Source organism: Hoylesella pleuritidis (genome assembly GCF_963541955.1).
GTDB lineage: Bacteria > Bacteroidota > Bacteroidia > Bacteroidales > Bacteroidaceae > Prevotella > Prevotella pleuritidis.
On record NZ_CAUTUT010000003.1, the window covers coordinates 23380 to 48178 of the forward strand.

15 protein-coding genes and 1 pseudogene are annotated in these 24799 nt (G+C 44.0%); 4 read left to right on the forward strand and 12 right to left on the reverse strand.

Annotation, left to right across the window (positions count from 1 at the left end; all coding sequences use genetic code 11):
• Positions 1-10 precede the first annotated feature (10 nt).
• The 4 genes from RWY97_RS01620 to mnmE all read left to right on the forward strand — a co-directional run bounded on the left by RWY97_RS01620 (position 11) and on the right by mnmE (position 5857).
• The gene (locus RWY97_RS01620; protein ID WP_315565138.1) at positions 11-2365 is read left to right on the forward strand and encodes a bifunctional dihydroorotate dehydrogenase B NAD binding subunit/NADPH-dependent glutamate synthase; all 2355 of its coding nucleotides are present in this window, start codon (positions 11-13) and stop codon (positions 2363-2365) included.
• 34 nt (positions 2366-2399) lie between these two features.
• The gene (locus RWY97_RS01625; RefSeq protein WP_315565140.1) at positions 2400-3557 is read left to right on the forward strand and encodes a hypothetical protein; all 1158 of its coding nucleotides are present in this window, start codon (positions 2400-2402) and stop codon (positions 3555-3557) included.
• A 63-nt stretch (positions 3558-3620) separates the two neighbouring features.
• Positions 3621-4493, forward strand: coding sequence for a nucleoside phosphorylase (locus tag RWY97_RS01630; protein WP_315565142.1), 873 nt, complete (start codon positions 3621-3623; stop codon positions 4491-4493).
• Complete coding sequence (mnmE, locus tag RWY97_RS01635; protein WP_315565143.1) at positions 4490-5857, forward strand: tRNA uridine-5-carboxymethylaminomethyl(34) synthesis GTPase MnmE; 1368 nt, start codon at positions 4490-4492, stop codon at positions 5855-5857. Before RWY97_RS01630 ends, mnmE begins: the two co-directional genes overlap by 4 nt.
• 240 nt (positions 5858-6097) lie before the next feature.
• Here mnmE and RWY97_RS01640 read toward each other — a convergent pair whose 3' ends face one another.
• The 12 genes and pseudogenes from RWY97_RS01640 to RWY97_RS01695 all read right to left on the reverse strand — a co-directional run bounded on the left by RWY97_RS01640 (position 6098) and on the right by RWY97_RS01695 (position 24524).
• Positions 6098-7324: a tetratricopeptide repeat protein gene (locus RWY97_RS01640; protein WP_315565145.1), complete on the reverse strand. Its 1227-nt coding sequence runs from the start codon at positions 7322-7324 to the stop codon at positions 6098-6100.
• An 18-nt stretch (positions 7325-7342) separates the two neighbouring features.
• The gene (gene gyrA, locus RWY97_RS01645) at positions 7343-9952 is read right to left on the reverse strand and encodes a DNA gyrase subunit A (protein ID WP_024991205.1); all 2610 of its coding nucleotides are present in this window, start codon (positions 9950-9952) and stop codon (positions 7343-7345) included.
• Positions 9953-10711: 759 nt separating this feature from the next.
• Entirely contained in the window at positions 10712-11242 is a 531-nt protein-coding gene (locus RWY97_RS01650; RefSeq protein ID WP_315565148.1) for a 5-formyltetrahydrofolate cyclo-ligase, read from the reverse strand.
• Positions 11235-12959 carry a S41 family peptidase gene (locus tag RWY97_RS01655; protein WP_315565149.1) on the reverse strand — a complete coding sequence of 575 codons (1725 nt, stop codon included), beginning with the start codon at positions 12957-12959 and terminating at the stop codon, positions 11235-11237. Before RWY97_RS01655 ends, RWY97_RS01650 begins: the two co-directional genes overlap by 8 nt.
• Positions 12956-13390 carry a dCMP deaminase family protein gene (locus RWY97_RS01660; RefSeq protein ID WP_021583653.1) on the reverse strand — a complete coding sequence of 145 codons (435 nt, stop codon included), beginning with the start codon at positions 13388-13390 and terminating at the stop codon, positions 12956-12958. The genes RWY97_RS01655 and RWY97_RS01660 overlap by 4 nt, the downstream gene beginning before the upstream one ends.
• Positions 13391-13426: 36 nt before the next feature.
• Positions 13427-15508 (reverse strand): M3 family metallopeptidase, encoded by a 2082-nt coding sequence (locus RWY97_RS01665; RefSeq protein WP_315565152.1) that lies wholly within the window; start codon positions 15506-15508, stop codon positions 13427-13429.
• A gap of 154 nt (positions 15509-15662) precedes the next feature.
• Positions 15663-16358, reverse strand: a pseudogene (gene ccsA / locus RWY97_RS01670) (cytochrome c biogenesis protein CcsA); the annotation flags it as partial.
• 717 nt (positions 16359-17075) lie between these two features.
• Entirely contained in the window at positions 17076-17507 is a 432-nt protein-coding gene (locus RWY97_RS01675) for a BT0820 family HAD-type phosphatase (RefSeq protein ID WP_024991213.1), read from the reverse strand.
• Between the two features lie 43 nt (positions 17508-17550).
• On the reverse strand, positions 17551-20046 hold the full coding sequence (locus RWY97_RS01680) for a GumC family protein (RefSeq protein WP_021583690.1): 2496 nt from the start codon (positions 20044-20046) through the stop codon (positions 17551-17553).
• 51 nt (positions 20047-20097) lie between these two features.
• Positions 20098-20973 (reverse strand): glucose-1-phosphate thymidylyltransferase RfbA, encoded by an 876-nt coding sequence (gene rfbA, locus RWY97_RS01685; RefSeq protein ID WP_315565155.1) that lies wholly within the window; start codon positions 20971-20973, stop codon positions 20098-20100.
• A 203-nt stretch (positions 20974-21176) separates the two neighbouring features.
• Positions 21177-22847, reverse strand: coding sequence for an AMP-binding protein (locus tag RWY97_RS01690; protein WP_315565157.1), 1671 nt, complete (start codon positions 22845-22847; stop codon positions 21177-21179).
• A 12-nt stretch (positions 22848-22859) separates the two neighbouring features.
• The gene (locus RWY97_RS01695; protein ID WP_315565158.1) at positions 22860-24524 is read right to left on the reverse strand and encodes an AMP-binding protein; all 1665 of its coding nucleotides are present in this window, start codon (positions 24522-24524) and stop codon (positions 22860-22862) included.
• Positions 24525-24799: the final 275 nt, after the last annotated feature.

The window sequence follows — 24799 nt, forward strand, 5'->3', positions numbered from 1 at the left end:
TGGAAACATTATGAATAATAGAATTGTACACAAAGAGCAATTTTCCGAAAAGGTTTTCCTTTTTGAAATTGAGGCTCCGCTTATTGCCAAGAGTCGTAAGGCCGGCAACTTCGTCATCGTGCGAGTAGGGAAGAAAGGCGAACGGATGCCGCTGACCATTGCTGATGCCGATATCGAACGTGGGACAATCACACTGGTTGTACAAAAAGTAGGGCTTTCATCTCAGAAACTTTGTAATCTGAATGAGGGCGATTATGTGACTGATGTGGTGGGACCATTGGGTAATCCTACACACATAGAGAACTTTGGTACAGTGGTCTGTGCCGGCGGTGGCGTAGGTGTTGCACCGATGTTGCCGATTATTAGAGCTTTGAAAGCTGCCGGTAATCGAGTTCTGTCAGTGTTAGCAGGCCGCAGCAAGGATCTGATCATCCTTGAAGAGGAAGTGCGTAAGAGTTCGGATGAGACCATCATTATGACCGATGACGGCAGCTATGGCGATAAGGGCGTCGTAACGCTGGGCATTGAACGACTGATTAATCAGGAGCACGTAGATAGGGTCTTTGCCATCGGCCCACCCATTATGATGAAGTTCTGCTGTTTGCTCACACAGAAATATAATATTCCAACCGATGTGTCACTCAATACGATTATGGTGGACGGTACAGGAATGTGTGGTGCTTGCCGATTGACAATAGGGGGAAAAACCAAGTTCGTTTGTATAGACGGCCCCGAGTTTGACGGTGCATTGGTTGATTGGGATGAAATGTTTAAACGGATGGGTACCTTTAAGAAGGTGGAACGCGAGGATCTTGAACATTTTCAGGAACATCTTGATACGGTTGAACCGATTATTACTAAGTACACAACCGATATTGTAATGGATGTTGCACCGACAGATGATCCGATCGAAGTATTAATCGACCGCGATGCGCAATGGCGTAAAGATTTGCGAACCGCAATGAAACCCAAGGATCGCACAAAGATAGAGCGGGTGCAGATGCCGGAACTCGACCCGGTTTACCGTGCAACAACTCGTACTGAAGAGGTCAATAAAGGGCTTACCAAGGAAATGGCACTCACTGAGGCTAAGCGTTGCCTCGATTGTGCCAAACCGACCTGTGTAGAAGGATGCCCGGTCAATATCAACATTCCCTCGTTTATCAAAAACATTGAGCGTGGACAATTTCTGGCTGCAGCCAAAGTGTTGAAAAACACCTCAGCACTTCCAGCTGTCTGTGGCCGTGTCTGTCCGCAAGAAAAACAATGCGAAAGTCGTTGTATTCATTTGAAAATGAAAGAATCCGCCGTTGCCATCGGTTATCTTGAGCGCTTTGCAGCCGACTATGAGCGTGAGAGTGGCAATATCTCTCTACCCGAGATGGCTCCTGCTAATAGCATTAAAGTTGCTGTAGTGGGTTCGGGACCTGCCGGACTGAGTTTCGCTGGCGATATGGCTAAACGCGGATACGATGTTTATGTTTTCGAGGCCTTGCACGAAATTGGAGGTGTATTGAAATATGGTATTCCCGAATTTCGTCTGCCCAATGCCATTGTCGATGTTGAAATTGACAATTTGAAGAAAATGGGTGTACATTTCCAGACCGATACCATTATTGGAAAAACGATTACTGTAGAAGAACTCGAACAAAAAGGATTCAAGGGTATCTTTGTTGCGTCGGGTGCAGGTCTGCCTAATTTTATGGATATTCCCGGAGAAAACTCTATTAATATAATGTCATCTAACGAATATCTTACACGTGTCAACCTGATGGATGCAGCTAATCCCACGACTGATACTCCGATCAATCTTGGTCGTCACGTAATGGTGGTAGGAGGTGGAAATACGGCGATGGATTCTTGCCGAACAGCTAAGCGTCTCGGAGCCGAAGTCACTTTGGTCTATCGTCGCTCGGAAACAGAAATGCCAGCCCGACTCGAAGAGGTGAAGCACGCTAAGGAAGAAGGAATCGAGTTTCTCACGCTTCACAATCCAATCGAATATATCGCCGATGAAAATGGAGCCGTTAAAGCTGCTATTTTACAGGTGATGAAGTTAGGAGAACCTGATGTTAGTGGACGTCGCAGTCCAGAACCAATTCCTGGAGAAATTCGTACATTGGACGTAGACCAGGTAATTGTGGCTGTTGGTGTATCGCCCAATCCACTTGTTCCTAAATCGATCTCGGGTCTGGAGCTTGGCCGAAAAAATACCATTGTAGTTAACGAAGGAATGCAATCGAGTCGTCCCGAGATTTATGCCGGTGGTGACATAGTGCGTGGCGGTGCTACTGTTATTCTTGCAATGGGTGACGGTCGCCGTGCAGCTGCAAGTATGAATCAGCAGTTAACTGCTGCTCATTGAAAGAGCAATGAAGGATTGTTAAATCAAATCACGAATGAAGAATCGGAATATACTGATTATAACTTTGCTCACGGTGCTGTGTACCACAACATCTGCGCAAAAAGTCAAGGGGCGAGCGACAAAAAAGCAGAAGACAACAGCTATAGCAGAAGAGGCACCTGCACAGAAACTATATCGGAGTATGTTGCCGGCCACAGCGCGGGTAATGTTTATCGATAGTGTAGTGACGGACAAAGCTAAGTTTCTACGTCACGTACCGCTTAATTCCGAGTCAGGCTCGCTGACGACATATGACGAATTCTTCAATACAGATCGGTCGCAAGATGGAGTTGTGTTTCAAAACGAATTCCATAGCCGTTGCTATTATGCTGACGGCGGAAGGCTGATGACAATGGATAGAGTAGGAGAGAAATGGGCTTTACCACAAGTCATTGAAGGAATAGATGCTGAGTTCGCTGAGCCCGATTATCCGTTTATGATGGCCGATGGCATCACACTTTATTTTGCAGCAAAAGGGCCGAACAGCATCGGAGGATATGACATTTTTACAACACTTTTTGATAGTGAGTCGAATCAGTTTTATAAGCCAGAGAATTACGGTCTTCCATTCAATTCCACAGCTAATGACTATCTGCTGGCGATTGATGATCTAGACACGTTAGGCTGGCTTGTCAGTGATCGAGGGCAACCCGAGGATAAGGTGTGTATTTACACTTTCGTGCCCGTTTCGCCACGTGTGAGTTTGAACAGTACTGGCATTACAGGTACATCGTTGGAACGCTATGCCCGACTCGCGTGTATCGAAGATACGTGGCAATTCGGTAATCGGGAACAGGCTATGGATCGGTTGCGGCGAATGATGAAGCGGACTGCTCGCAAACAGATGCAAGAGGAGTTTACATTCGTGGTGAACGATGAAATAACGTATCATCGTCTGATGGATTTTCGGTCTGCATCGGCGCGTGAATTGTATGTGCGGTTAGCGTCGCAACGCAAGTCGTTGGCCGACTGTGAGCAAATGTTAGGACAGCTGCGGGCAGAGTTTCATACGGCTTCAGATGGGGTACGTCGTGGAATGCGCGAAGATATTCTAAGTCGTGAACAGCGTGTGGAACAGCTGAGAATGGAAATAATACGCTTAGAAAAGGAAGTACGCAACACCGAAAATCGAGCTTTGGCCGATAAACGTTGATGTTTGAGTCTTGTTATTTTATACATTCATTCGTCCACTTGTTCACTCAATAACTCAATAATTATGAAGAAGTATTTTGCTGAATCAGAATTGATCATCAACCAAGACGGAAGTATTTTCCATCTGCATCTCAAACCTGAACAGTTGGCAGATCGAGTGATTCTTGTCGGAGATCCTGGGCGAGTAGCACTCGTTGCCTCACACTTTGATAAAAAGGAGTGCGAAGTGAGCAATCGTGAATTTACGACAATCACAGGAGCGTATCGTGGTAAACGTATCACTGTCCTGAGCACGGGCATCGGATGTGATAACATTGATATCGTCGTTAACGAGTTAGATGCGCTCGCCAATATCGATTTCCGCACCCGCGAAGAATGCAAGTTGCTGAGACAACTGACGCTTGTGCGCATCGGGACCTGCGGTGGGCTACAACCCGATACGCCCGTGGGCACATTTATTGCCAGTGAAAAGAGTATCGGCTTTGACGGTCTACTCAATTTTTATGCAGGACGAAATGACGTGTGCGATTTGGCTTTCGAGGAGGCATTTACCAGACATATGAACTGGAATCAGCAACTCTGTGTTCCCTACGTGATTGATGCCGATGCGGAGCTTCTCGATCGTATTGCAAGTAGCGATATGGTGCGTGGCGTGACCATTGCGTGTGGTGGTTTTTTCGGTCCGCAAGGACGTGAACTGCGTATTCCGCTTGCAGATCCGCAGCAGAATGAGAAAATAGAGAGTTTTGAATACAATGGTTATCGAATCACCAATTTTGAGATGGAGAGTTCGGCGTTGGCCGGTCTTACCCGACTGATGAGGCATAAGGCGATGACCTGTTGTATGGTGATTGCCAATCGACTGGTTAAAGGGGCAAATACAAATTATAAGAATAGTATCAATGGACTCATTGAAAGAGTTTTAGAGCGGATATGATAGACTCTCAAACGATCTGTGCGCTTGCAACATCTACGGGGGGAGCTATTGGGGTGATTCGTGTCTCAGGGCCTGATGCCGTTGCATTGACCGATATTATTTTTCGTACATCCGGTAAGAAATCGTTATGTACGGCCAAAGCCAATACTATTCATTATGGTGAGATTGTAGACGCGGCAGGCAATGTCGTCGACGAAGTATTGGTCTCTGTTTTCCGTGCTCCTCATTCCTATACTGGCGAAGATAGCACGGAAATCAGCTGTCACGGCAGCCAATATGTCCTGCGAAAAGTATTGCAACTGCTTATCGACTGTGGTTGTCGACAGGCAAAGCCGGGAGAATATACGCAACGTGCTTATCTTAACGGAAAGATGGATTTGAGTCAGGCCGAAGCCGTGGCCGATCTCATTGCTGCCGGCAATCGTGCTACGCATCTGCTGGCCATAGGGCAACTCAAAAGGCATTTCAGCGATGAGCTGGCTCATCTACGTGAGCAATTGTTGAAGATGACTTCGCTGCTCGAGTTAGAATTAGATTTCAGCGATCAAGATGTTAATTTTGCCGATCGAGATGAGTTGCAGGATTTAGCACTTGCAATTGATCGACGCATTGTGTCTCTGATTCACTCTTTTAAAACAGGGAATGCGTTGAAACAAGGCATTCCTGTGGCTATTGTTGGCAAAACCAACGTTGGCAAGAGTACATTACTCAATCGTTTGCTTCACGAAGATCGTGCAATCGTAAGCAATATTCACGGTACCACGCGTGACGTGATCGAAGACACCGCTGAAATTCACGGCATCACATTTCGCTTCATTGATACTGCGGGAATTCGTCATACAGTCGACAGCATCGAACAACTGGGCATTGAGCGTACTTACCAAAAGCTGGATGAAGCCGCTATCATTCTTTGGCTTGTCGATGAGCCGCCGACAGCGGAGGAAGAAAAGCTGATGAGGGAGCGCACCACAGGTAAGAAACTCATCCTGGTTTTCAATAAAATAGACTTGCACAAAGCGTTTCCCTTTCTGTCGAAAGAGAACCGAGACCCCGTGATTTATATTTCTGCCAAGCAGGGCGACGGCATCCCGCAGTTAGAAGAGCAACTCTGTCGGGCCGCTGACATTCCCGAAATCAACGAGAACGATGTCATCATTACCAATGCCCGCCATTACGAAGCGCTCACTTGTGCTCACGAAGCCCTTACCCATATCGTCAACGGTCTGCATCGCGAGGTCAGTGGCGATCTTCTCAGTGAAGATCTCCGTCAGGCTCTTACCCATCTTGCTGATATCACCGGATCTGCTATTACCACTGATGAAGTATTGGAAAACATCTTTAAAAGCTTTTGTATTGGTAAATAAGAGGTCCCTATTTATGGTATCTGGGATGTGGTATTTATTGCTGTTCCGTAGCATTATTTACGCAATTCCGTTGCTATGATTGTCGTAACTTCGTTATGACTTTGACAACCATTCCGAAGAGTATCTCGGCGAACTTATGTAGTTCATTTAATAAAGTAGTAAAAAAAAGAGTAGGAAGAAAATAATTACATTTTCTTCCTACTCAATTGTTTTTTATCGACACAGTCGATAAATGTGTCATTATTGTTTAATCATACTCTCGATTTCCTTGGTACGAGCATCGTTAGCACCGTAAAGCACATAATAGCACTGATAGAGAGGATAGCTCCAATTGGCCTTGTCGCGATTAGGATCGAGCTGCTTGGCTTTCTCCAAATAGGGAAGGCTCTCTTGGTAGAGCGCTTTTTGGGCCTTGATGTCATTATTGATGGCACCGGCTTTGGAGTTAATGCAGTAGCCTAAATAAGTGTAGAGGATGGGCTCGTCGTTTTTGATTTCGATTGCTTTCTTGTAAGAGGACACCGCATCGTCCCACTTCGAGGTGTTCATCTCGTTTTGGCCTTTCAGTGCCCAAGCAGTGTAATTCTTCGGGTCTGCAGATAACTTGTCGGATATAAGCGAGTTGGCTGCGTCGAGCATTTTCAAGGATGCATAGAGGCTGGCAAGCTGTCCAAAGATTTGATCATTGGTCTTGTCTTTGGTATAAATGTCTTTCAGTTTGTCGGCATATTTTACGGAGTCTTCCTTGGTCTTGAGCTGTTGCTGAGCAATGTATAGCTTGAGATTGAGGGCTTCTTTGTATACTGCCGTGTCTTGCAGAGCAATGTCTACATATTGGTCGGCCAGTTCGAATTTATTGTTTTGATAGGCGAAGACGGAAGCCACACGTGCCACTTCACCGAGATATTGATCGGGATTCTTAGTCTTGTCGAGGTCTTTCATCAGTGTCGAGCTGGCACTTTCGACATACATTCCGTAATTCCGTAATGCTCCGACCTTATCTTCTTTCTGTGCAGCAGCTTGCCCTGCATTGATTAAATGGACGCGGATTGCGTTGAGGCGTGCCTGGTTGGCAGAATGGAATTTGGGCTTCACGGCACCTTTCTCGTTCGGCATCTGATCGTATTTATCGCATTCAATACCTGCTTTGAGTGCATCGTAAACAGCACTATACATACCAAGGGTGTCATAGGGTTCGACCTTTCCTTGATTGAACTGTGTAGCCATTTGGTTAGCATTGAGTACGGCCTGCTCTTTGCTTACCTTAGCCATAGCCAAATCCACAAGTTTGTTGTAGGCTTTGGCCTTTTCAGCAGCTGTTGTGAGCTGTGCGAGATTAGACTTCAATAGGCTTTCGGCCTCGGTATAGGTCTTGGCTTTAAGGATGGCTTTGAGGGCGTCGCTATCGCCTGCAAACGCCGCAGATGATGCAAAGATCAGCAATGCGGCAATCATTAATTTTTTCATAAACGTATTGTTAAAAAGTTATTGATTATACTGTTCTGTTTCGGTGTCGTCGGTTGAAAGATCAGTGTCTGTGACCTCGGTCGCGGCGATATTGTCGTGGCGGATGCTCTCAGATTTCTGTGCCCACTGAGCACGACTTTCTTCTTCGACGGTAGCTTCAAGTTCGGAGCTCATTACTTTGCAAACGCTGGCGATGACATCGTTTTTCTTGGCGAGATTGATAAGTCGCACACCTTGGGTGGCGCGGCCCATTACCCGAACATCGGCCACAGCGAGGCGAATCACGATTCCACTTTTATTGATAATCATCAGATCGTTGTCGTCTGTCACATTCTTGATAGAAACCAGTCGGCCTGTCTTTTCGGTGATGCTCAATGTTTTGACACCTTTCCCGCCACGATTGGTCTTGCGGTAATCTTCCACGTCAGAGCGTTTGCCATAGCCTTCCTCACTGACTACCATCACGGTTTCATTTTCAGCATCATTGACTACAATCATTCCCACGACAGCATCATCGCCTCCGTCTAACCGCATTCCGCGTACACCCGTGGCAGTTCGACCCATTGTTCGGATAGTCTTCTCATCGAAACGAACGGCTCGCCCATTGCGATTAGCCATAATAATCTCATTCTTCCCATTGGTCAGCCGCACGTCGATAACTTCATCGTTGTCTGTTATATTGATAGCAATCACACCGTTGGTACGCGGACGAGAATAAGCTTCGAGACAGGTTTTCTTCACGACACCGTTCTTTGTTGCAAAAACAACGTAGTGGCTATTTATAAAGGTTTGATCATTGAGTCCTTGACCTTTCAGGCGTAAAAATGCGTTGACGGCATCATCCGGATCAATGTTGAGCAGATTCTGAATGGCACGACCCTTTGAGATCTTATCACCTTCGGGAATCTCGTAGCACTTCAACCAATAGCAGCGACCTTTCTTTGTGAAGAACAGCATCGTCTGATGCATCGTTGCGGGATAGATATACTCTGTGAAATCTTTATCGCGGGTATTGGCTCCTTTGCTTCCAACACCTCCGCGAGCTTGCTCTCTGAATTCGCTCAGCTGCGTACGTTTGATGTAGCCCAAATGACTGACCGTAATCACGACAGGATCGTTGGGATAAAAATCCTCGGCATTGAACTCGTGTTCATCAGGAATGATTTCCGTACGGCGCACATCGCCATATTTATCTTTCACCTCATTGAGTTCATCCTTCATCACCTTCTTGCAAAGTTCAGGATCGTCGAGTATCGATTGTAGGTAAGCAATCTGCTTTTCCAATTCCTCATATTCGGCGTGTAGCTGATCCATACGTAATCCCGTGAGCTGCGAAAGGCGCATATCCACGATAGCTTTTGATTGCAGTTCATCCAATTCAAAGCGTTGTTCCAGATTGCGTTGTGCATCGGCAGGAGTCTTGCTTGCACGAATGATACGTACCACCTCATCGATATTGTCACACGCAATGATCAATCCTTCGAGGATGTGTGCACGCTCCTGTGCTTTCTTCAATTCATATTTCGTGCGTCGGATAGTTACGTCGTGGCGATGTTCTACGAAATATTTCACACATTCTTTCAACGAGAGAATACGCGGGCGACCTTTCACCAGTGCAATATTGTTGACCGAGAACGAGCTTTGCAGAGCCGTCATCTTAAACAGTTTGTTCAAAATGACGTTGGCATTGGCATCGCGCTTCACATCGATCACAATGCGCATACCCTGTCTTCCCGACTCGTCGTTAGCATTGGAAATACCCTCTAACTTACCCTCTTTCACCAAATCGGCAATATATTCGATCAGTTGTGCTTTGTTGACACCGTAAGGAATCTCGGTAATAACGATTTTATCGTGACTCTCATCGCTCTCAATTTCAGCTTTGGCCCGAATGACGATGCGGCCCCGCCCCGTCTCGTAAGCATCCTTTACCCCCTGTAAGCCATAGATATACGCTCCCGTAGGAAAATCCGGAGCCTTGATATATTGCATCAATCCATCGGTATCGATTTCAGGATTGTCGATGTAAGCACAACAACCGTCGATGACTTCACCCAGATTGTGCGTTGGCATATTAGTTGCCATACCCACGGCAATTCCGTTTCCACCGTTGACAAGCAGGTTCGGAATTTTGGTCGGCATTACGGTAGGTTCCTGCAAAGAGTCGTCGAAGTTACTTGTCATATCGACGGTATCTTTTTCCAAGTCGTCCATAATATGCTCGCCCATCTTCGAGAGTCGGCATTCCGTATAACGCATTGCAGCGGCCGAATCGCCGTCTACACTTCCGAAGTTACCCTGACCATCTACCAAGGTATAACGCATATTCCAATCCTGAGCCAGACGTACCAACGCGCCATACACTGAGGAGTCGCCGTGCGGGTGGTATTTACCCAACACTTCGCCCACGACGCGAGCACATTTCTTGTACGGTTTGTCACTGGTATTACCAATGCCGAGCATTCCGTAGAGAATGCGTCGGTGCACCGGTTTGAATCCGTCACGTACATCAGGAAGAGCCCGGGCAACAATGACCGACATCGAATAGTCGATATAAGAAGACTTCATCTCCTCTTCGATATTGATCTTCATAATTCGGTCCTGATCAATTGTCTGATTTTCGTCCATTTATTTATCTATATGTTTTTGAATGAATATTCACGAGAAAGGCGTTTATTTGCGCTCTAAGCGTTTCGGCCTATTCTTTACACGGTGCTAAATTACAAAAAAGATATGACACTAAGAAACTTTTAGTGCGAAAATCTCGTGTCAGAGAATAAGAAGAGAACATACAAGGAAGAATCTGATTCTTCGGTTTCAGTCTCGATTCTGAACGGAAGGAGGGAAACCGCTGTTCGAGCTTTCTCATTTTTCGATCGGGAGATTCCTGAAACAATATCTTACGGCAACGAAATAAAGAGTCTGTGAAGACGTTGTCGAACACTGTTCTATAGCCTGTCTGCAACGGATTTTCACGCAATAAAAAGTTGCCAAAATATTCTCTGTTTGAAAATGCCAGGACATTTCATTTAAGTCGATAGTACTTTTCATTTAAAACGATAGTACTTTTCATTGAAAAAGTCCGTACTTTTTCTTCAAAGACTGTAATGCCTTTTATTGGTAGGTATAGTTCTTTTGTTGAAAGCGGCATTATCTTTCCAATAAAAAGGTCCGAGCTTTTCACAAAAAAATATACCTTTTCAGCAAATATGCTCTGCTCTTTACCGAAAATGATGGTATCTTTTATCGAATATGATGGCACGTTTTTCTTGGACTCGTTGTTTCTGTCCAGTTCAGGGCTGCGAATATTGAGAAATGATTTTGGGTTGGGCGTATCATTTCTCGGAAGAATGTATATCTTAACAATTGTAAGGAATGGACCGATTCTCACAGAATCTCATCCATACAAATATCATGTTGGTCTGTGGGGACTGCTTCGATTTTCTGAAAATCGAAACACATTCCGAGTTTATAGACCGTGGGCATCTGCCGGAGCAGGCGGTCGTAATAGCCTTTTCCGCGTCCTAAGCGGTTGCCCGAAGCATCGAAGCCAACGCCGGGCACAATGATCAAATCTATCTGCCGGTATGCTGTAAAGGGTTCACCGATGGGTTCTAAAATGTGGAAGTTGCCTTCGCGAAGATCTTGCGGACCGCGATAATGACGCACTTCCAGATTCTCGTCGTCGATAACGACGGGCAGCAGAATTTGTTTGCCGGCAGCTACGAGTCGGTCGATTATAGTGTGCGTGTTGACTTCATCGGGCAGCGAATAATAGAGTAGGACGGTGTTGGCGGCCCTCAAGCGCGGATGGGCCAACAGGCGTGCCGTGATTGTTTGCGACAGTTCGTCGAGCTGAGCACGGCTGAATTGGCGCTTACGGTCTTTAATTTCTTGTCTGAGTTGCGACTTAAGCATTGACTATGAATTGAGGACCCAGATGCAGCGAGCTGTAATCGTAGGGTAGGGCGGCGTGGGCCGTTTTTCGATTCTTTGGTTTGTCTGATTTTGGCTCGGGGCGTTTGGGAAAGGCCTCTTTACGTTTGAATACGTCCAAAGCGGCTTTCACGGTCGGGTCGTCTTGGTTGATGTATTGGTGCCAAGCACTTTCGTCGAGCATATTGTAAATGATTCGGCTGTTGAGATAACGCTCCAGTAGCTTGTGAGATTTTTGTATCAACAGGTTGCGGCGCTGCAATCCGTGCTTGTCGGCATAAGTGGCGAATTTGTCGACGATGTTTTGCCGGTCGAGATAGTCTGCCAAGGCCATCATCGTTTTGAAGTCATTGAGCTTGAGTCGGTTGTCATCCGTGTAAGTGAAGGCAAATTGAAGGATGAGACCGCTTATACTTGCTTGTTTGAAATAAGATGTCATTCCGAGCGTGTCTTCGGGTATGAAGATGTCGGGTGTGATGCCGCCGCCGCCGTAAACTACACGCCCTATACTGGTGTGATAGGCTGGACCGGTGTGCTTGATGCTATCTTGATTGAAGAATTCGCCGTGTTGGTAACGTGCGATGAGGTCTTGCTCATAATCCTTGTTGTCGCCGTTGACATAAGGCTTTTGTATGCATCGGCCCGATGGCGTGTAATAACGGGCGATGGTCAGGCGAATCATACTGCCGTCTGAGAAAGCGATCTGCTGTTGAACAAGTCCCTTGCCAAACGAGCGCCGACCGATAATGGTAGCTCGGTCGTTGTCTTGCATTGCACCGGCAAATATCTCTGACGCGGAAGCCGCTCCCTCATTGATGAGTACGACGAGCGGAATTTTCTGGTAACTGCCGTGTCCGTCGCTTTTGTATTCTTGTCTGGGCGACTTCCGGCCTTGCGTATAGACGATGAGTTTGTTCTTGGGCAAAAACTCGTTTGCCATCTGAACGGCTGACTGCAAATAGCCGCCGGTATTGTCGCGCAGGTCTATCACAAGATTGCTGAAACCTTGTTGAGAGAGCGTTGCTAGGGCAATGAGTAGTTCGGTATAGGTGGTCTCGCCGAAACTTTTGATGCGGATATAGCCTGTGGTGGCATCGAGCATATAGACGGCAGAGATGCTTTTCTGCGGAATCTCGCCTCGGGTAACGGTGAAATTAAGTACTTTCGACTGGCCGTAGCGAATGATTCCGATTTTCACTTTGGTGTCTTTCGGTCCTTTCAAACGGTGCATTGCTTCTTCATTGGTCACGACTTTTCCTACGAACGGCTTGCCGTCGATGGCTACAATCTTATCGCCGGCCAGAATCCCGGCCCTTTCGGCCGGTCCGTTTTTGATAACGTTCTGCACGTGAATGGTATCTTGGCGGATATTGAATTCGATTCCGACGCCTGAAAACGAGCCTCTCAGATCATCATTAGCCGCCTGCACGTTCTTGGCATTGATATAAACGGAGTGCGGATCGAGCTCAGCCAGAATTTGGGGAATGGCTTTGTCTACCAGCGAATCGATGTCGACATTGTCTACATATTGGTCATCGATGATGTGAAGGAGATTATTCAGCCGGTTGCTTCCGGTACTGATGATATTTAATCGATTGCCCGAGAAGTGATTGGCATAGAATGTTCCGATCACGATTCCGATGACGACGCAGAGCGCCATCAGCAAAGGCATATAGCGATTTGATTTATTTTGATTCATTCCTCATCAGGATTTAAGTATATCACTTCGATTCCCGCCCGTCGCAGTAGGTTGGGGCCGTCTTCTAATCTGTATTTTTCGGCATAGACCACACGTTTGATTCCGGATTGGATGATCAGTTTAGCACATTCTATACAGGGCGCAGCCGTGACGTAAAGGGTGCTTCCATCGCTGTTGTTCGAGCTGCGGGCGAGTTTGGTAATGGCATTGGCCTCGGCGTGTAAAACGTAAGGTTTGGTGGCATTTGTCTCGTCTTCGCACTCATTCTCGAATCCACTTGGCGTGCCGTTGAATCCATCGCTGATAATCATTTTGTCTTTGACGACTAATGCTCCGACCTGGCGGCGTTTGCAATAGCTGTTCTCCGCCCAGATTCTTGCCATCCGAAGGTAACGCAGATCTAAGTTTCTTTGCTTTTTATTCGATTTCATCCGCTTTGTCCTTAGCTTATTTCCTATTTAGAAGTATCATTGAACTTTTATCCCATTACGTTCAAGTAGGGCGTCGATAGTGGGTTCTCCGCCTCGGAAACGTTTGTAAAGCGTCATCGGATGTTCGGTTCCACCCCTTGAAAGGATGTTGTCGCGGAAACTTTGAGCTGTTGCCCGATCGAATATTCCGTGCTTTTTAAACACACTGAAAGCGTCGGCATCTAATACTTCTGCCCACTTATAGCTGTAATATCCGGCTGCATATCCGCCTGACATTATGTGTGAGAACTGTGCTGTCATACACGTATCCGACCTCTGTGGGCTGATCATTGCTTGTTCCCAGGCCTTTTTCTCAAATGGGATAATGTCTGCCGTGAAAGCGTCGCGTTGTGTGTAATAAGCCATATCGAGCAAACCGAAACTCACTTGACGCAAACATCCCGTAGCCGTCATAAAGTTACGGCTTTGCACAATGCGGTCGATCAGATCGTTGGGGATGGCTTCGCCTGTTTGATAATGAAATGCGAAAGTACGCAGAAAGTCTTTTTCCACCGCAAAGTTTTCCATAAACTGCGAGGGTAGCTCAACGAAATCCCACCACACGTTGGTACCACTGAGACTCTCAAAGCGGGTGTTTGCAAACATTCCGTGTAGTGAATGGCCGAACTCGTGCAGAAAAGTCTCTACCTCGCCGAGTGTTAGCAGTGCTGGTTTTTCAGTTGTCGGCTTAGTCAGATTCATCACAACGCTGACGTGCGGACGTACATTGACACCCTTGTGATCAATCCATTGTCCTTGAAACTCGGTCATCCACGCACCTCCTTGTTTACCTTTCCGTGGATGGAAGTCTGCATAAAACACCGCGAGGAATGCACCGTCAGCATCGAAAACTTCATAAGCTTTTACATCGGGATGGTAAACGGGGATATCTTTGGTCTCCTTGAATGTGATGCCATAGAGTTTATTGGCCAGACCGAACACACCTTTGATGACGTTGGAAAGTTCGAAATAGGGGCGCAACATCTCGGCATCGAGATTATATTTGCGCAGTTTTAGCTTGTGGCTGTAATAGGCCATATCCCATTCTTGCAGTTCGAAATCATCGCCTTCGAGCTCACGAGCCAATCGGATGAGCTCTTCACGCTCTTCGATGGCAGTGGGTTTGTAAGCTGTGATGAGATCGTCAAGCAGTTGATAAACATTCTTTATGTTGCTTGCCATCCGATGCTTGAGTACATAGTCGGCATAAGTTTCATAACCGAGAAGTTGTGCCAATTCGCGGCGAAGATTGATCAGATGTTTGCAGATATCTAAATTGTTTTCACTGTTGTCGTGAATACACTCGGTGTTTCGTGCCATATAGAGTTGCTCGCGCAACTCGCGGCGGGTAGAATAGGTCATAAACGGTAAATAGCTGGGATAATCCAGCGTAACGATCCAGCCTTCTTTATTTTGTTCCTGAGCAGTTAAAGCAGCTGCTTCGCGTGCAGTTTCAGGCAGACCGTCTAAATCGTGCTCATCAGTGAGATGTAGCGTAAAAGCTTTGTTTTCTTTCAACAGGTTTTGAGAAAACTGTAAAGAGAGGATGCCCGCTTCTTCGGTGAGTTGTCGTAAACGCTCTTTGCCGGCATCATCAAGTAAAGCTCCGCTGCGAACAAAACCATCGTAACTCGTTTCCAATAACATTTGTTCCTCTGGATTAAGATCGCGGTGGTGTTCGTAAACGTATTTGACGCGCTCGAAAAGGCGCTTGTTCAGTCGTACGTCATTAGCGTGCTTGGTGAGAATCGGACTCATCTTCTGGGCCAATGCATCGAGTTCATCGCTGGTCTCGGCACTGAGCATACACGAAAACACGTTTGATACACGATCTAACAGGTCGTAATAATGTTCTCCCTTATCAGTATCTACACGTGCAATCGTATTTTCAAACGTTGGTTCCGCGGGATCATTGATAATTTTATCGGTCGCTTCATCATCGCGTTTGATACCTTCCATAAAGGCTTCTTCATAGTCTTTAACTTGGATTCGACCGAAAGGCACTGTGTCGTGCGGTGTTCCGTAAGGTTCAAAAAATGGGTTTGTGCGTTTACTTTTCTCTACTTTTATTTCATCCATACTAATCGCTCGTCTTTAAACAAGTGCAAAGTTAGCAAAAATCTCAATCACAATTTGTGATTGTCAGATATTTAACGAATATTAGATGAGGTTGTTTTCTCTTTCGTAAGGCTAATGTTCTGAGGTCCCGCTTCCTTATTTCTTTTTTCTTTTGTCATTGCAAGTTATACGTATGAATACTGGTATCTTGTGCAGATGACAGATAGTTGATATTCTTCCAGCACATTTGAAGCAGTGCAAAGACTGTAATCAGAATCCATAATGCGCTTCGCAGCCGGTGTGTGTGCGTTTGTTGGTAGTGGATATAGACCAGATAGGCAAGCCAGGCGATGGTTTCTCAAGTCTCCTTGGGGTGCCCAACTCCAATAATGTCCCCACGTTTCTTTTATCCAAAATGCACCTGTCAGTGTTTTGAAAGTAAGAAAAGCCAGGCTCACATATGCAAGATTGTCGGTAATGGAACACTCGTTAGATATGGGGTAGCTTTTTTCACGAATAGTAAATAGACCGACATCACCGCGGCAGCACCCAAAAGGAGGACATAAGTATCATATAAACAACGACGTGGGAAGCGAACCACGGACTCTGTAATGCCGGCATCAACGTTTTAGAATGTATCTCGGGCTTAAAACAGGTTGACACAGATGAAGCTGGTAGTCAGTAGTGTTGAGAAGCTGAGTATCCGTTGATGGTGGCATCGACTGTAAACAATGATACTCGCCAACGGCAGAAATAACTTGTACCAACGCCACGTATCCTCTATTGTTCGCAGTGGGGGATGCTCTAAAATGATCCACATCAGAATAATATAAACTAAGAGTATCGTCGGGCCGAGTTTCGTTGTGACGAATGTTTGTGTATATTTCTTTTTCTACGCATCTATAGCGCTGGTCGTTCATAACCTCTTTCCCTTTGAAGAAGCAATGAAAGGCTATACTATTATTAGGTATGTGGCAGTCGTTGCACGCTGTGTATTATGAGCGTGTGATGAATGTCTTCACGCAGCATAGTAAGGTGATATAATATAGTCGGTTGATACAAGACTTGGGATCGTTCGTATGCAAGGTAGGTTTGCATCCGAAGAAGATATATAAAGAGTCTTTCAAAATGGACAATAATTCCTAAAAGGATGACTAAAGAGATCTTCTATTTGTAGATCAATGCACTTAAGAAGGTGATCTACTTGTCTTTGCACCATATAAACTTTGTCTGTATATTCATAGGCTTTTAGTTAAACGACGTCTCAAAGACAGGTCTTATTTTGATAATCTGTGTGAATATTTTAGAAATTATCATCATTTATGAGGGTGAATCTTATTATAATCAAGTACAGACAGTTAGTGTTAATGAAGGGATTAAATAAAAATGATCCTTTCAAAATTCTTACATACAATTTTGAAGAGTAAAGAGAATTTTTCTGCCCGTATATGGTTGAGAATCAAAGGGATTCAAATCACTAAACGATTAATGCTTATTTGTAAGACAATTAACTGTCGATTGCACGCTATTTCACAGTTTTTTGTAACGCAATCTACGGCTTTTTATAATGTTATATTTTATGTTAGTATCAGAATTGCCACCAATGTCTTCTTTTAGGTAACTTTTCTATTTGCTCTGTTTTTAGATAAGCTTCTTGTAATAAGTTTTGAACAGTTTTGTGCTCTGTGATCATACGATATATCATTCCCCAATCCAACAAACCTCCGATATTTCGGTCATCAATGAAGATATCTGCCTTTATCTTTCGGGAAAAATGATTGTTATTGTCAATTCTCTCTTCGGGATAATCGCGATTGACAGCATAGAATTCTACACCTCGTGCTCGACACCAATTCACAGCATCTTCTAATAGTTGTCCTTCACGCACACTCCACAGAATTAATTTATGATGTGCTTGAGTCAACATTTTCAATGTATCTGTAGCAAATGGTATTTCTTCACCGATTTCTGGATACTTGTGTTCGACGATTGTACCGTCGAAGTCTACTGCAATGGTCATTTTATTTAATTTGCAAGTATTGAGATACTTCTGTCAAGCACATTTAGCGCTTGATAGAAGTATCGTTTTTATCTCCGTAATAACTGTTGCGGTTATTACCATATGATCCATATCCATAGGAACCGTGACTTCCATATCTTCCATAATGTCCATAGCGGCCATATTTTCCGTAATTACCATAGCCGTAATAATAGCGGTTTTTCTTTTTGGACATATCGATTCCGTTGATAACGACACACATCTTAGGTAGTTTCTTTTCTTCATTCAGCTCATTAACCAAATCGAAACTTTCTTTCGATGTATAGTCGGCACGGCAGAGGTATACGGTCGCATCGGCTACGCGTCCAATTTGCAAGGTATCCGTAACGAGTCCTACCGGCGCTGTATCTATGATGATATAGTCGTAAGCTTCTTTGAGAAAATCAATAATCTGATCCAAAGACTTGCGGGCTACAAGTTCTGCCGGATTCGGAGGGATGGTTCCTGCCATTAGTAAGTCTAAGTTATTATTGATTCCCGAGGGAAGAATCTGTGTCTTCACATCGGCCATTGTCAGATTTTCTCGCGTGAGCAATGACGTGATACCACGCTGGCGGTCATTGATTTCAAATAATTCTGCAAGTCTTGGTTTACGAATATCTAATCCAACAAGGACAACTTTTTTGCCCAGTAGTGCAAAACTGATGGAAAGATTGGCAGCGTTGAATGTTTTTCCTTCTCCGGAAGTCGTTGATGTGAACATAATAACTTTCTCATTTTCTTTGAGAATAAATTGTAGATTAGTACGCATCGAACGGAAAATTTCCTCCATCTGATTATTTTGATTTTCGTGTACTACGATGCTGGCTTTAGTCTTAGCCGTATCACTGGCTACTGCAACGTCAGCCAGAATGGGAAGTCGTGTCAGGCTTACAACATCGCTATGACTTTCAATTTTATAATGGAAGAATCTGATGACTATTAATATCAAGGCGGGAATAGCGATTCCCAGTCCAAGGGCAATGAGTATTATTAGCATACTTTGTGGACTGACTTTGCCTGTAAATTGCGGTTCGTCAATCAATCTTCCTTTATCTGCCGTTGCTGCTAATGAGATAGAGTTTTCCTCTCTTTTTTGGAGAAGCATCAGGTATAATCCCGATTTTACATCCTGCTGACGACCGATCTGTGTAAGAATACGTTCTTGTTCCGGTGTTTGTGAAACTCGTCCGGAATATTTATTGAATTGTGCTGCGACGTTGTTTCTTTGGATTTCCATATTACGCCGAGCCTGATTCATTGCTCGTCTGATACTTGCAGAAAGATCGTCGAGTTGTGATGTAAGTGGCTGTACGGCAGGACTCGACTCGGAAGCACTTCTTAGAAGATGTTTTCGTTCAAGTACAATATCATTATATTTGCTGATGAGTTGGGTTGCAGATGCATCTGTCAATCCAACATTTGACGGAAGTGTTTGATATTTGTTGTCGGGTTGATTCATATAATTGTTGATGCTGTTTAATAAAGAAACTTGCATATTAGCATCAGCAAGCTGCTGGTCAAGCTGACTTTGATTTGCAATAGCTTGTCCGGCATTTTCTTTAAGTTCCGTTATATGATGTGCCCTTTTATAACTTTCAAGTTGTCCCTCAGTATTTCCTAATTCTGCATTGATTTTCTCGAGTCGTCCATTGATAAATTCTTCCGTTCTTCTGGCTACCTCATTTTTATCTTCATTAGCTTGACTGTTGTAACAGATAACCAATTGTTTTAGATAGTCGATGGCACGCTGGGGAAGTGGATCTGTTAAAGTCAATTGAGCAATACTCGAAGTTTTTTGAGGGAGATTTACAGAGAGTGCGCCAATATATTTGTATGCTGTACTACTCGGAGACGAAATGGTTACATCAAGAGAACTTCCTATGGGAAGAGGAGTATGCGTATTGTTATTAAAACTGAGGATGCCTGAACGAAGTCCGATTGTTGCAGGCAATTGTGTGAGAGTCTTGTTAATAGCCAATGGAGTAGAATAGTTTCCCTCTTGATAGTATGTTCCTGTTATATGATATCCATTCGATGTATGTGTGATGTGTAATTCTATCGGCCTGTTTATTCTTTCAAGATGAGCAGGATCTATATCTACATTTATAGGATTGTCTTTATAGATTGGCGTATCTTTTACTCTTCCTTCTCCTTTATATGTAACATATAATCTAAGATCTCTGACTGCTTGTGTGGCAATAGAGTGTGATTTCAATATCTCCATCTCATTTTCAAGACCATTGGAGTTGGATATTGTTCCCAAGGTCGTCATTCCTTGGATTCCATAACGATTATAGCGAGAATTGTTGTTTCCGTCATCTTTAATCAGAAGTTTAGCAGTTGCTTGGTATATCGGTACCGTATATCGCAGATACACAGCAGCAAGTCCTAAACAAGCGATAAGTGATAATATAAACCACTTCCAATTAAGGATTAATGTTGTATAAATTGTTTGGAAGTCAAAAGGAAATTTTTCTTCTTTCTTACCCTCTAATTCCAATTTTGTATTCTCTTCCATTGTTACTTTTTATATATTTATTATTATTTATTGTATGTAAATAGTAGTGGATTAAGATTCCGCTATGTTCATCAGATATTGACCATAATTGTTTTTCAGCATTGGTTTTGCTAATTCTCTGACCTGTCCCTTTGTTATCCAACCGTTATCAAGAGCAATTTCTTCAAGACAAGCAATCTTTAATCCTTGTCTTTTTTCAATTACCTCTATAAAAGTACTAGCTTCACTCAGACTGTCGTGCGTTCCTGTATCTAACCAGGCAAAACCACGTTGTAGTGTCTGTATCATCAATTGTCGACGATTCAGAAACTCTTGGTTGACCGTCGTAATTTCAAGTTCACCTCTTGAACTGGGGTTGATTTGCTTAGCAATTGCTACAACATCATTCGGGTAAAAGTATAATCCTACCACAGCGTAATTACTTTTAGGTAATGCTGGTTTCTCTTCAATACTGATACAGTTGCCGTTTTTATCGAACTCTGCCACACCATATCTCTCCGGATCATTGACATAGTATCCGAATATTGTGGCCTTTTTTTTCTGTTCCGCCTCTTCTACACTGTGTTTTAACATTTGTGTAAAACCGGCACCATAAAAGATATTGTCACCTAAAATAAGACATACGCTGTCATTTCCTATAAATTCTTCGCCGATGATAAAGGCTTGTGCTAAGCCATCTGGTGATGGCTGTTCTGCATATTGAAACCGTACACCTAAATCTTCACCATTACCTAATAGCTTACGGAATCCGGGAAGATCAAAAGGAGTAGAAATGATAAGAATATCCCGGATACCCGCAAGCATAAGGACCGAAATGGGATAATATATCATCGGTTTATCAAAAATTGGTATCAACTGTTTGCTGATGCCTTTTGTAATAGGATAGAGGCGAGTACCAGAGCCTCCGGCTAAAACAATACCTTTCATTATCAGTAAAATATGGATTAAATACTGAGTTCTCTATTTCTGTGCAAAATTAGTAAAAAAAAGATAAAGTCAAAACAAATTGCGAGAATTTATGTGGAAAAGTATTCTTTTATTTATAATTTAAGGTGGAGATTTTTTTAGAATCTTTCTCAATAAAATGCGAAGAAGGAAAGATCTCGTTGATTTTCCTTCTTCTCGTTAATTTAGTTTTTTACTTGATATAAATATCGTTTGATGCTCTTTTTAGGCGTCTTTTCAAACTCCTCTTCGTGCAGGTAGATGGCCGAGAGTTTACTATAAGCAGGTAGCACAGCGTTGATGGCTTGGCGATTTTGCTCCATAATATTGACCAGATCTTCGTTGGAAAAGCCCATTAATTTGGCTTCTTCGAAGTCGGGATAAACCAGGCCGATGAGTTTTTCGCCGCTTTGGATTACCACGCTCTCAGTAACCATTGCCATCGAATTGAGTTTATCTTCTATCTCTTCGGGATAAATATTCTGTCCGCTGGCGCCGAGCAGCATATTTTTGGAACGTCCTTTAATGAAAATGTTACCGTCGGCATCCATTGTACCGAGGTCGCCCGTGTGATACCAACCGTCTTTATCGATAGTGGATTGAGTGGCCTCCTCATCTTTGTAATAGCCAAGCATCACGTTCAAACCGCGTGCTAGTATTTCGCCTGGTATATTGGCAGGATCGGCACTATCGATTTTCACTTCCATATGAACCACTGGTCGGCCGCACGAGGTAGGTACAAATGTTTGGTAATCGGCGTAAGCAATAATCGGCGCACACTCGGTGGCTCCGTAACCAACTGTAAAGGGGAAGTCGATTCGATGTAAAAAGGCTTCTACTTCGCGGTTAAATGCAGCACCTCCAATGATTACTTCGTAGAAGTGTCCGCCAAAAGCTTCAGATACTTGTTCGCAAATTTTCTGATTGACTTTCTTGTTAATGACCGGCATATTCAGCAAGAGACGCATCCGGTTGTTTTGAATCTTTGGGAAAACTTTTTTGCGGATAATTTTCTCAATGATGAGTGGAACGGCAATAATGATAGCCGGACGGATGTCGGCAAAGGCTTGTGCAATGATGGCCGGACTCGGGATGCGAGTGAGGTAGAAGATATGACATCCCGAAAGAAACTCGAAGATGAACTCGAAAGCCATTCCATACATATGTGCCATTGGTAAAATACTGATGATACTGTCGCCGGGATGAATCTTATTGCCGAGTACGTGGAGGGCAAAATCGAAATTGCTCCACAGTGCGCGATAAGGTATCATTACACCTTTGGAAAAGCCCGTGGTACCACTGGTGTAATTGATCATTGCCAATTCATCAGCATTCCTGTCTACGTAATAATGTACGTGCTCCTTACGGAAATATTTGGGATATTTCTTTCCGAACATTTCATTGAGATGTTCGCGGGCAAAGGTTAGTTGATCCGTGCGTGAGATAACCAGTGAGTAATCGGGAATATAGATAATTCCTTCCAACCCCGGCATTTTGGTGCCGTCAATGGTCGTAGCTATAACATCTCCCACAAAGAGTAGTTTGGCCTCTGAATGATTGACGATGTTGTGCACTTGTTCAGCCGTAAATTCGTGTAGAATGGGGACGGTAATGGCCCCGTAAGTGAGTGTGGCGAGGAAAGCTACAGCCCAATTGGCGCTGTTCCGGCCACAGAGTGCGATTTTGTCTCCCCGTCTGATGCCGCTATTCTCAAACAGAATGTGGAGTTTCTCAATCTTACGGGCTACATCGTGATATTGCAGCGTTGCTCCTTTGTAGTCTGACAGTGCATCGCGCTCCCAATTATTAACAATGCTTTTCTCGATAATCTCATTGAAACTGGGTATTTGTTCCATATTATTTTCGGTTTAAGCGTTTTTGTATAAATATCTCTTGATGCTCTTCTTGGGCGTTTTCTCGAATTCCTCGGTACGCAAACGAATCGTCGATAACTTACAAAATGGAGGCAACTGCGCATTGAGCTCTTGCCTGTTTTGCTCCATAATCTTGTGGAGATCCTCCTCGGTGAGATCCAATGCGTGTGCTTCCTCATAATCAGGATAGACGAGTCCCACAATTTTCTCACCGTCCTGAATGACCAAACTCTCGTTGACCATCGTCATTGAATTGAGCAGATTCTCGATTTCCTCGGGATAAACATTCTGTCCATTCGAACCGAGCAGCATATTTTTGATACGTCCGTTAATGAATATATGTCCGTCGGCACTCATTGTACCAAGGTCGCCCGTATGAAACCAACCGTCTTCATCAAGTACTTTACGTGTGGCTTCTTCATTTTTATAATAACCCAGCATCACGTTAGGGCCTCGTGTAATGATTTCGCCGGGAATATTCTGTGGGTCAGGGCTTGCTACTTTCACTTCCATTCGTGTAGCTGCCGTGCCGCACGATCCTGGCACAAAGTCTTTCCAGTCGCTGAATGTAATCATCGGTGCCGTTTCTGTCGTGCCATAACCCACCGTAATTGGAAAATCGATGCTAACTAAAAATTCCTCAATCTCCTTATTCAGACTGGCACCGCCGACCACTACCTCATAAGCATTTCCGCCGAAAGCCTCTTTTACTGTTTCACAAATACGCTCTTTCACCTTTTTATTGATTACGGGCATATTCATCAGCAGTCGAACTTTGTTTGTCTGCACGATTGGGAAGACTTTCTTACGGATAATTTTTTCCACAATCAGCGGCACAGAGATAACAACAGCCGGTTTTATTTCGGCAATTGCTTCGGCAATGAGTGACGGACTTGGCAATCGAGTGAGGAAATAAATATGATTGCCAAAGCAAAATTCAAAAATAAATTCTACCAATTGTCCGTACATATGAGCCATTGGAAGAATACTCAAAACTTTACTGCCTCGCGTGAGGTGCGTACCGATTTTCTCATTGATAAAATCCATATTGCTCCACAGGGCTCGATAAGGCAGCATTACGCCTTTAGAAAATCCCGTTGTTCCGCTGGTGTAATTGATCATTGCCAATTCTTCCGCGTTATCTTGGTGATAACACACGTGTTCTTTGCGGAAAAACTTCGGATACTTATGTCCAAACATCTCATTAAGATGTTCACGAGCATAGGATAGTTTTTCCGTACGTGACTCAATCAGCGAGAAGTCGGGTAGAAAAATCACACCCTCTAAAGCTGACATTTGTGCTGCCTCGATTTGTGTTGCTACAACATCGCCTACCAACAGAAGCCGTGATTCCGAGTGATTGACAATATTATATATCTGTTCCGGTGTAAATTCGTGTTGAATTGGTACGACGACCGCTCCGTATGTAATCGTAGCCAGAAAAGTCACAGCCCAATGGGCGCTGTTTCGTCCGCAGATTGCGATTTTGTCGCCCTTCTCTACACCGCTACTCTCAAAAAGGATATGCAGTTTTTCGATTTTCCGCGCTACATCGTGATATTGCAGCGTGGCCCCCTTATAATCTGTCAGGGCATCAGAATCCCAATTGTCTATGATACTTCGTTCAACGAAAGAGTTAAAGCTGGGTATTGAATTCATTGCACAAATCTCAAAAATATGTGCAAAGATACGACCTTATTTGCACATCTCAAAATATTTTGTGCAGTTTTTGTGTTCAATCTTCTTAACTCTGAACGATACTTTTGAGATATTATGATTTATTCTGAAAAGGGGAATATTCCTGTGGACAAGATAGAGAATATCTCTTATCTATTATGTTATAAATGTTCTCTAAGAAAAATGTGATAATTATTCAGATATGGATTAAGGAAATGAATAAAAAATGACAGAAATAGCTGTTTGTTTGTATTAAA

Coding starts and splice junctions, on each gene's coding strand:
- RWY97_RS01655 (WP_315565149.1), bottom strand. CDS start 12,959: ATGAATCAAAATAAATCAAATCGCTATATGCCTTTGCTGATGGCGCTC.
- gyrA (WP_024991205.1), bottom strand. CDS start 9,952: ATGGACGAAAATCAGACAATTGATCAGGACCGAATTATGAAGATCAAT.
- RWY97_RS01630 (WP_315565142.1), top strand. CDS start 3,621: ATGAAGAAGTATTTTGCTGAATCAGAATTGATCATCAACCAAGACGGA.
- RWY97_RS01625 (WP_315565140.1), top strand. CDS start 2,400: ATGAAGAATCGGAATATACTGATTATAACTTTGCTCACGGTGCTGTGT.
- rfbA (WP_315565155.1), bottom strand. CDS start 20,973: ATGAAAGGTATTGTTTTAGCCGGAGGCTCTGGTACTCGCCTCTATCCT.
- mnmE (WP_315565143.1), top strand. CDS start 4,490: ATGATAGACTCTCAAACGATCTGTGCGCTTGCAACATCTACGGGGGGA.
- RWY97_RS01640 (WP_315565145.1), bottom strand. CDS start 7,324: ATGAAAAAATTAATGATTGCCGCATTGCTGATCTTTGCATCATCTGCG.
- RWY97_RS01680 (WP_021583690.1), bottom strand. CDS start 20,046: ATGGAAGAGAATACAAAATTGGAATTAGAGGGTAAGAAAGAAGAAAAA.
- RWY97_RS01665 (WP_315565152.1), bottom strand. CDS start 15,508: ATGGATGAAATAAAAGTAGAGAAAAGTAAACGCACAAACCCATTTTTT.
- RWY97_RS01695 (WP_315565158.1), bottom strand. CDS start 24,524: ATGAATTCAATACCCAGCTTTAACTCTTTCGTTGAACGAAGTATCATA.
- RWY97_RS01650 (WP_315565148.1), bottom strand. CDS start 11,242: ATGCTTAAGTCGCAACTCAGACAAGAAATTAAAGACCGTAAGCGCCAA.
- RWY97_RS01620 (WP_315565138.1), top strand. CDS start 11: ATGAATAATAGAATTGTACACAAAGAGCAATTTTCCGAAAAGGTTTTC.
- RWY97_RS01660 (WP_021583653.1), bottom strand. CDS start 13,390: ATGAAATCGAATAAAAAGCAAAGAAACTTAGATCTGCGTTACCTTCGG.
- RWY97_RS01675 (WP_024991213.1), bottom strand. CDS start 17,507: ATGACCATTGCAGTAGACTTCGACGGTACAATCGTCGAACACAAGTAT.
- RWY97_RS01690 (WP_315565157.1), bottom strand. CDS start 22,847: ATGGAACAAATACCCAGTTTCAATGAGATTATCGAGAAAAGCATTGTT.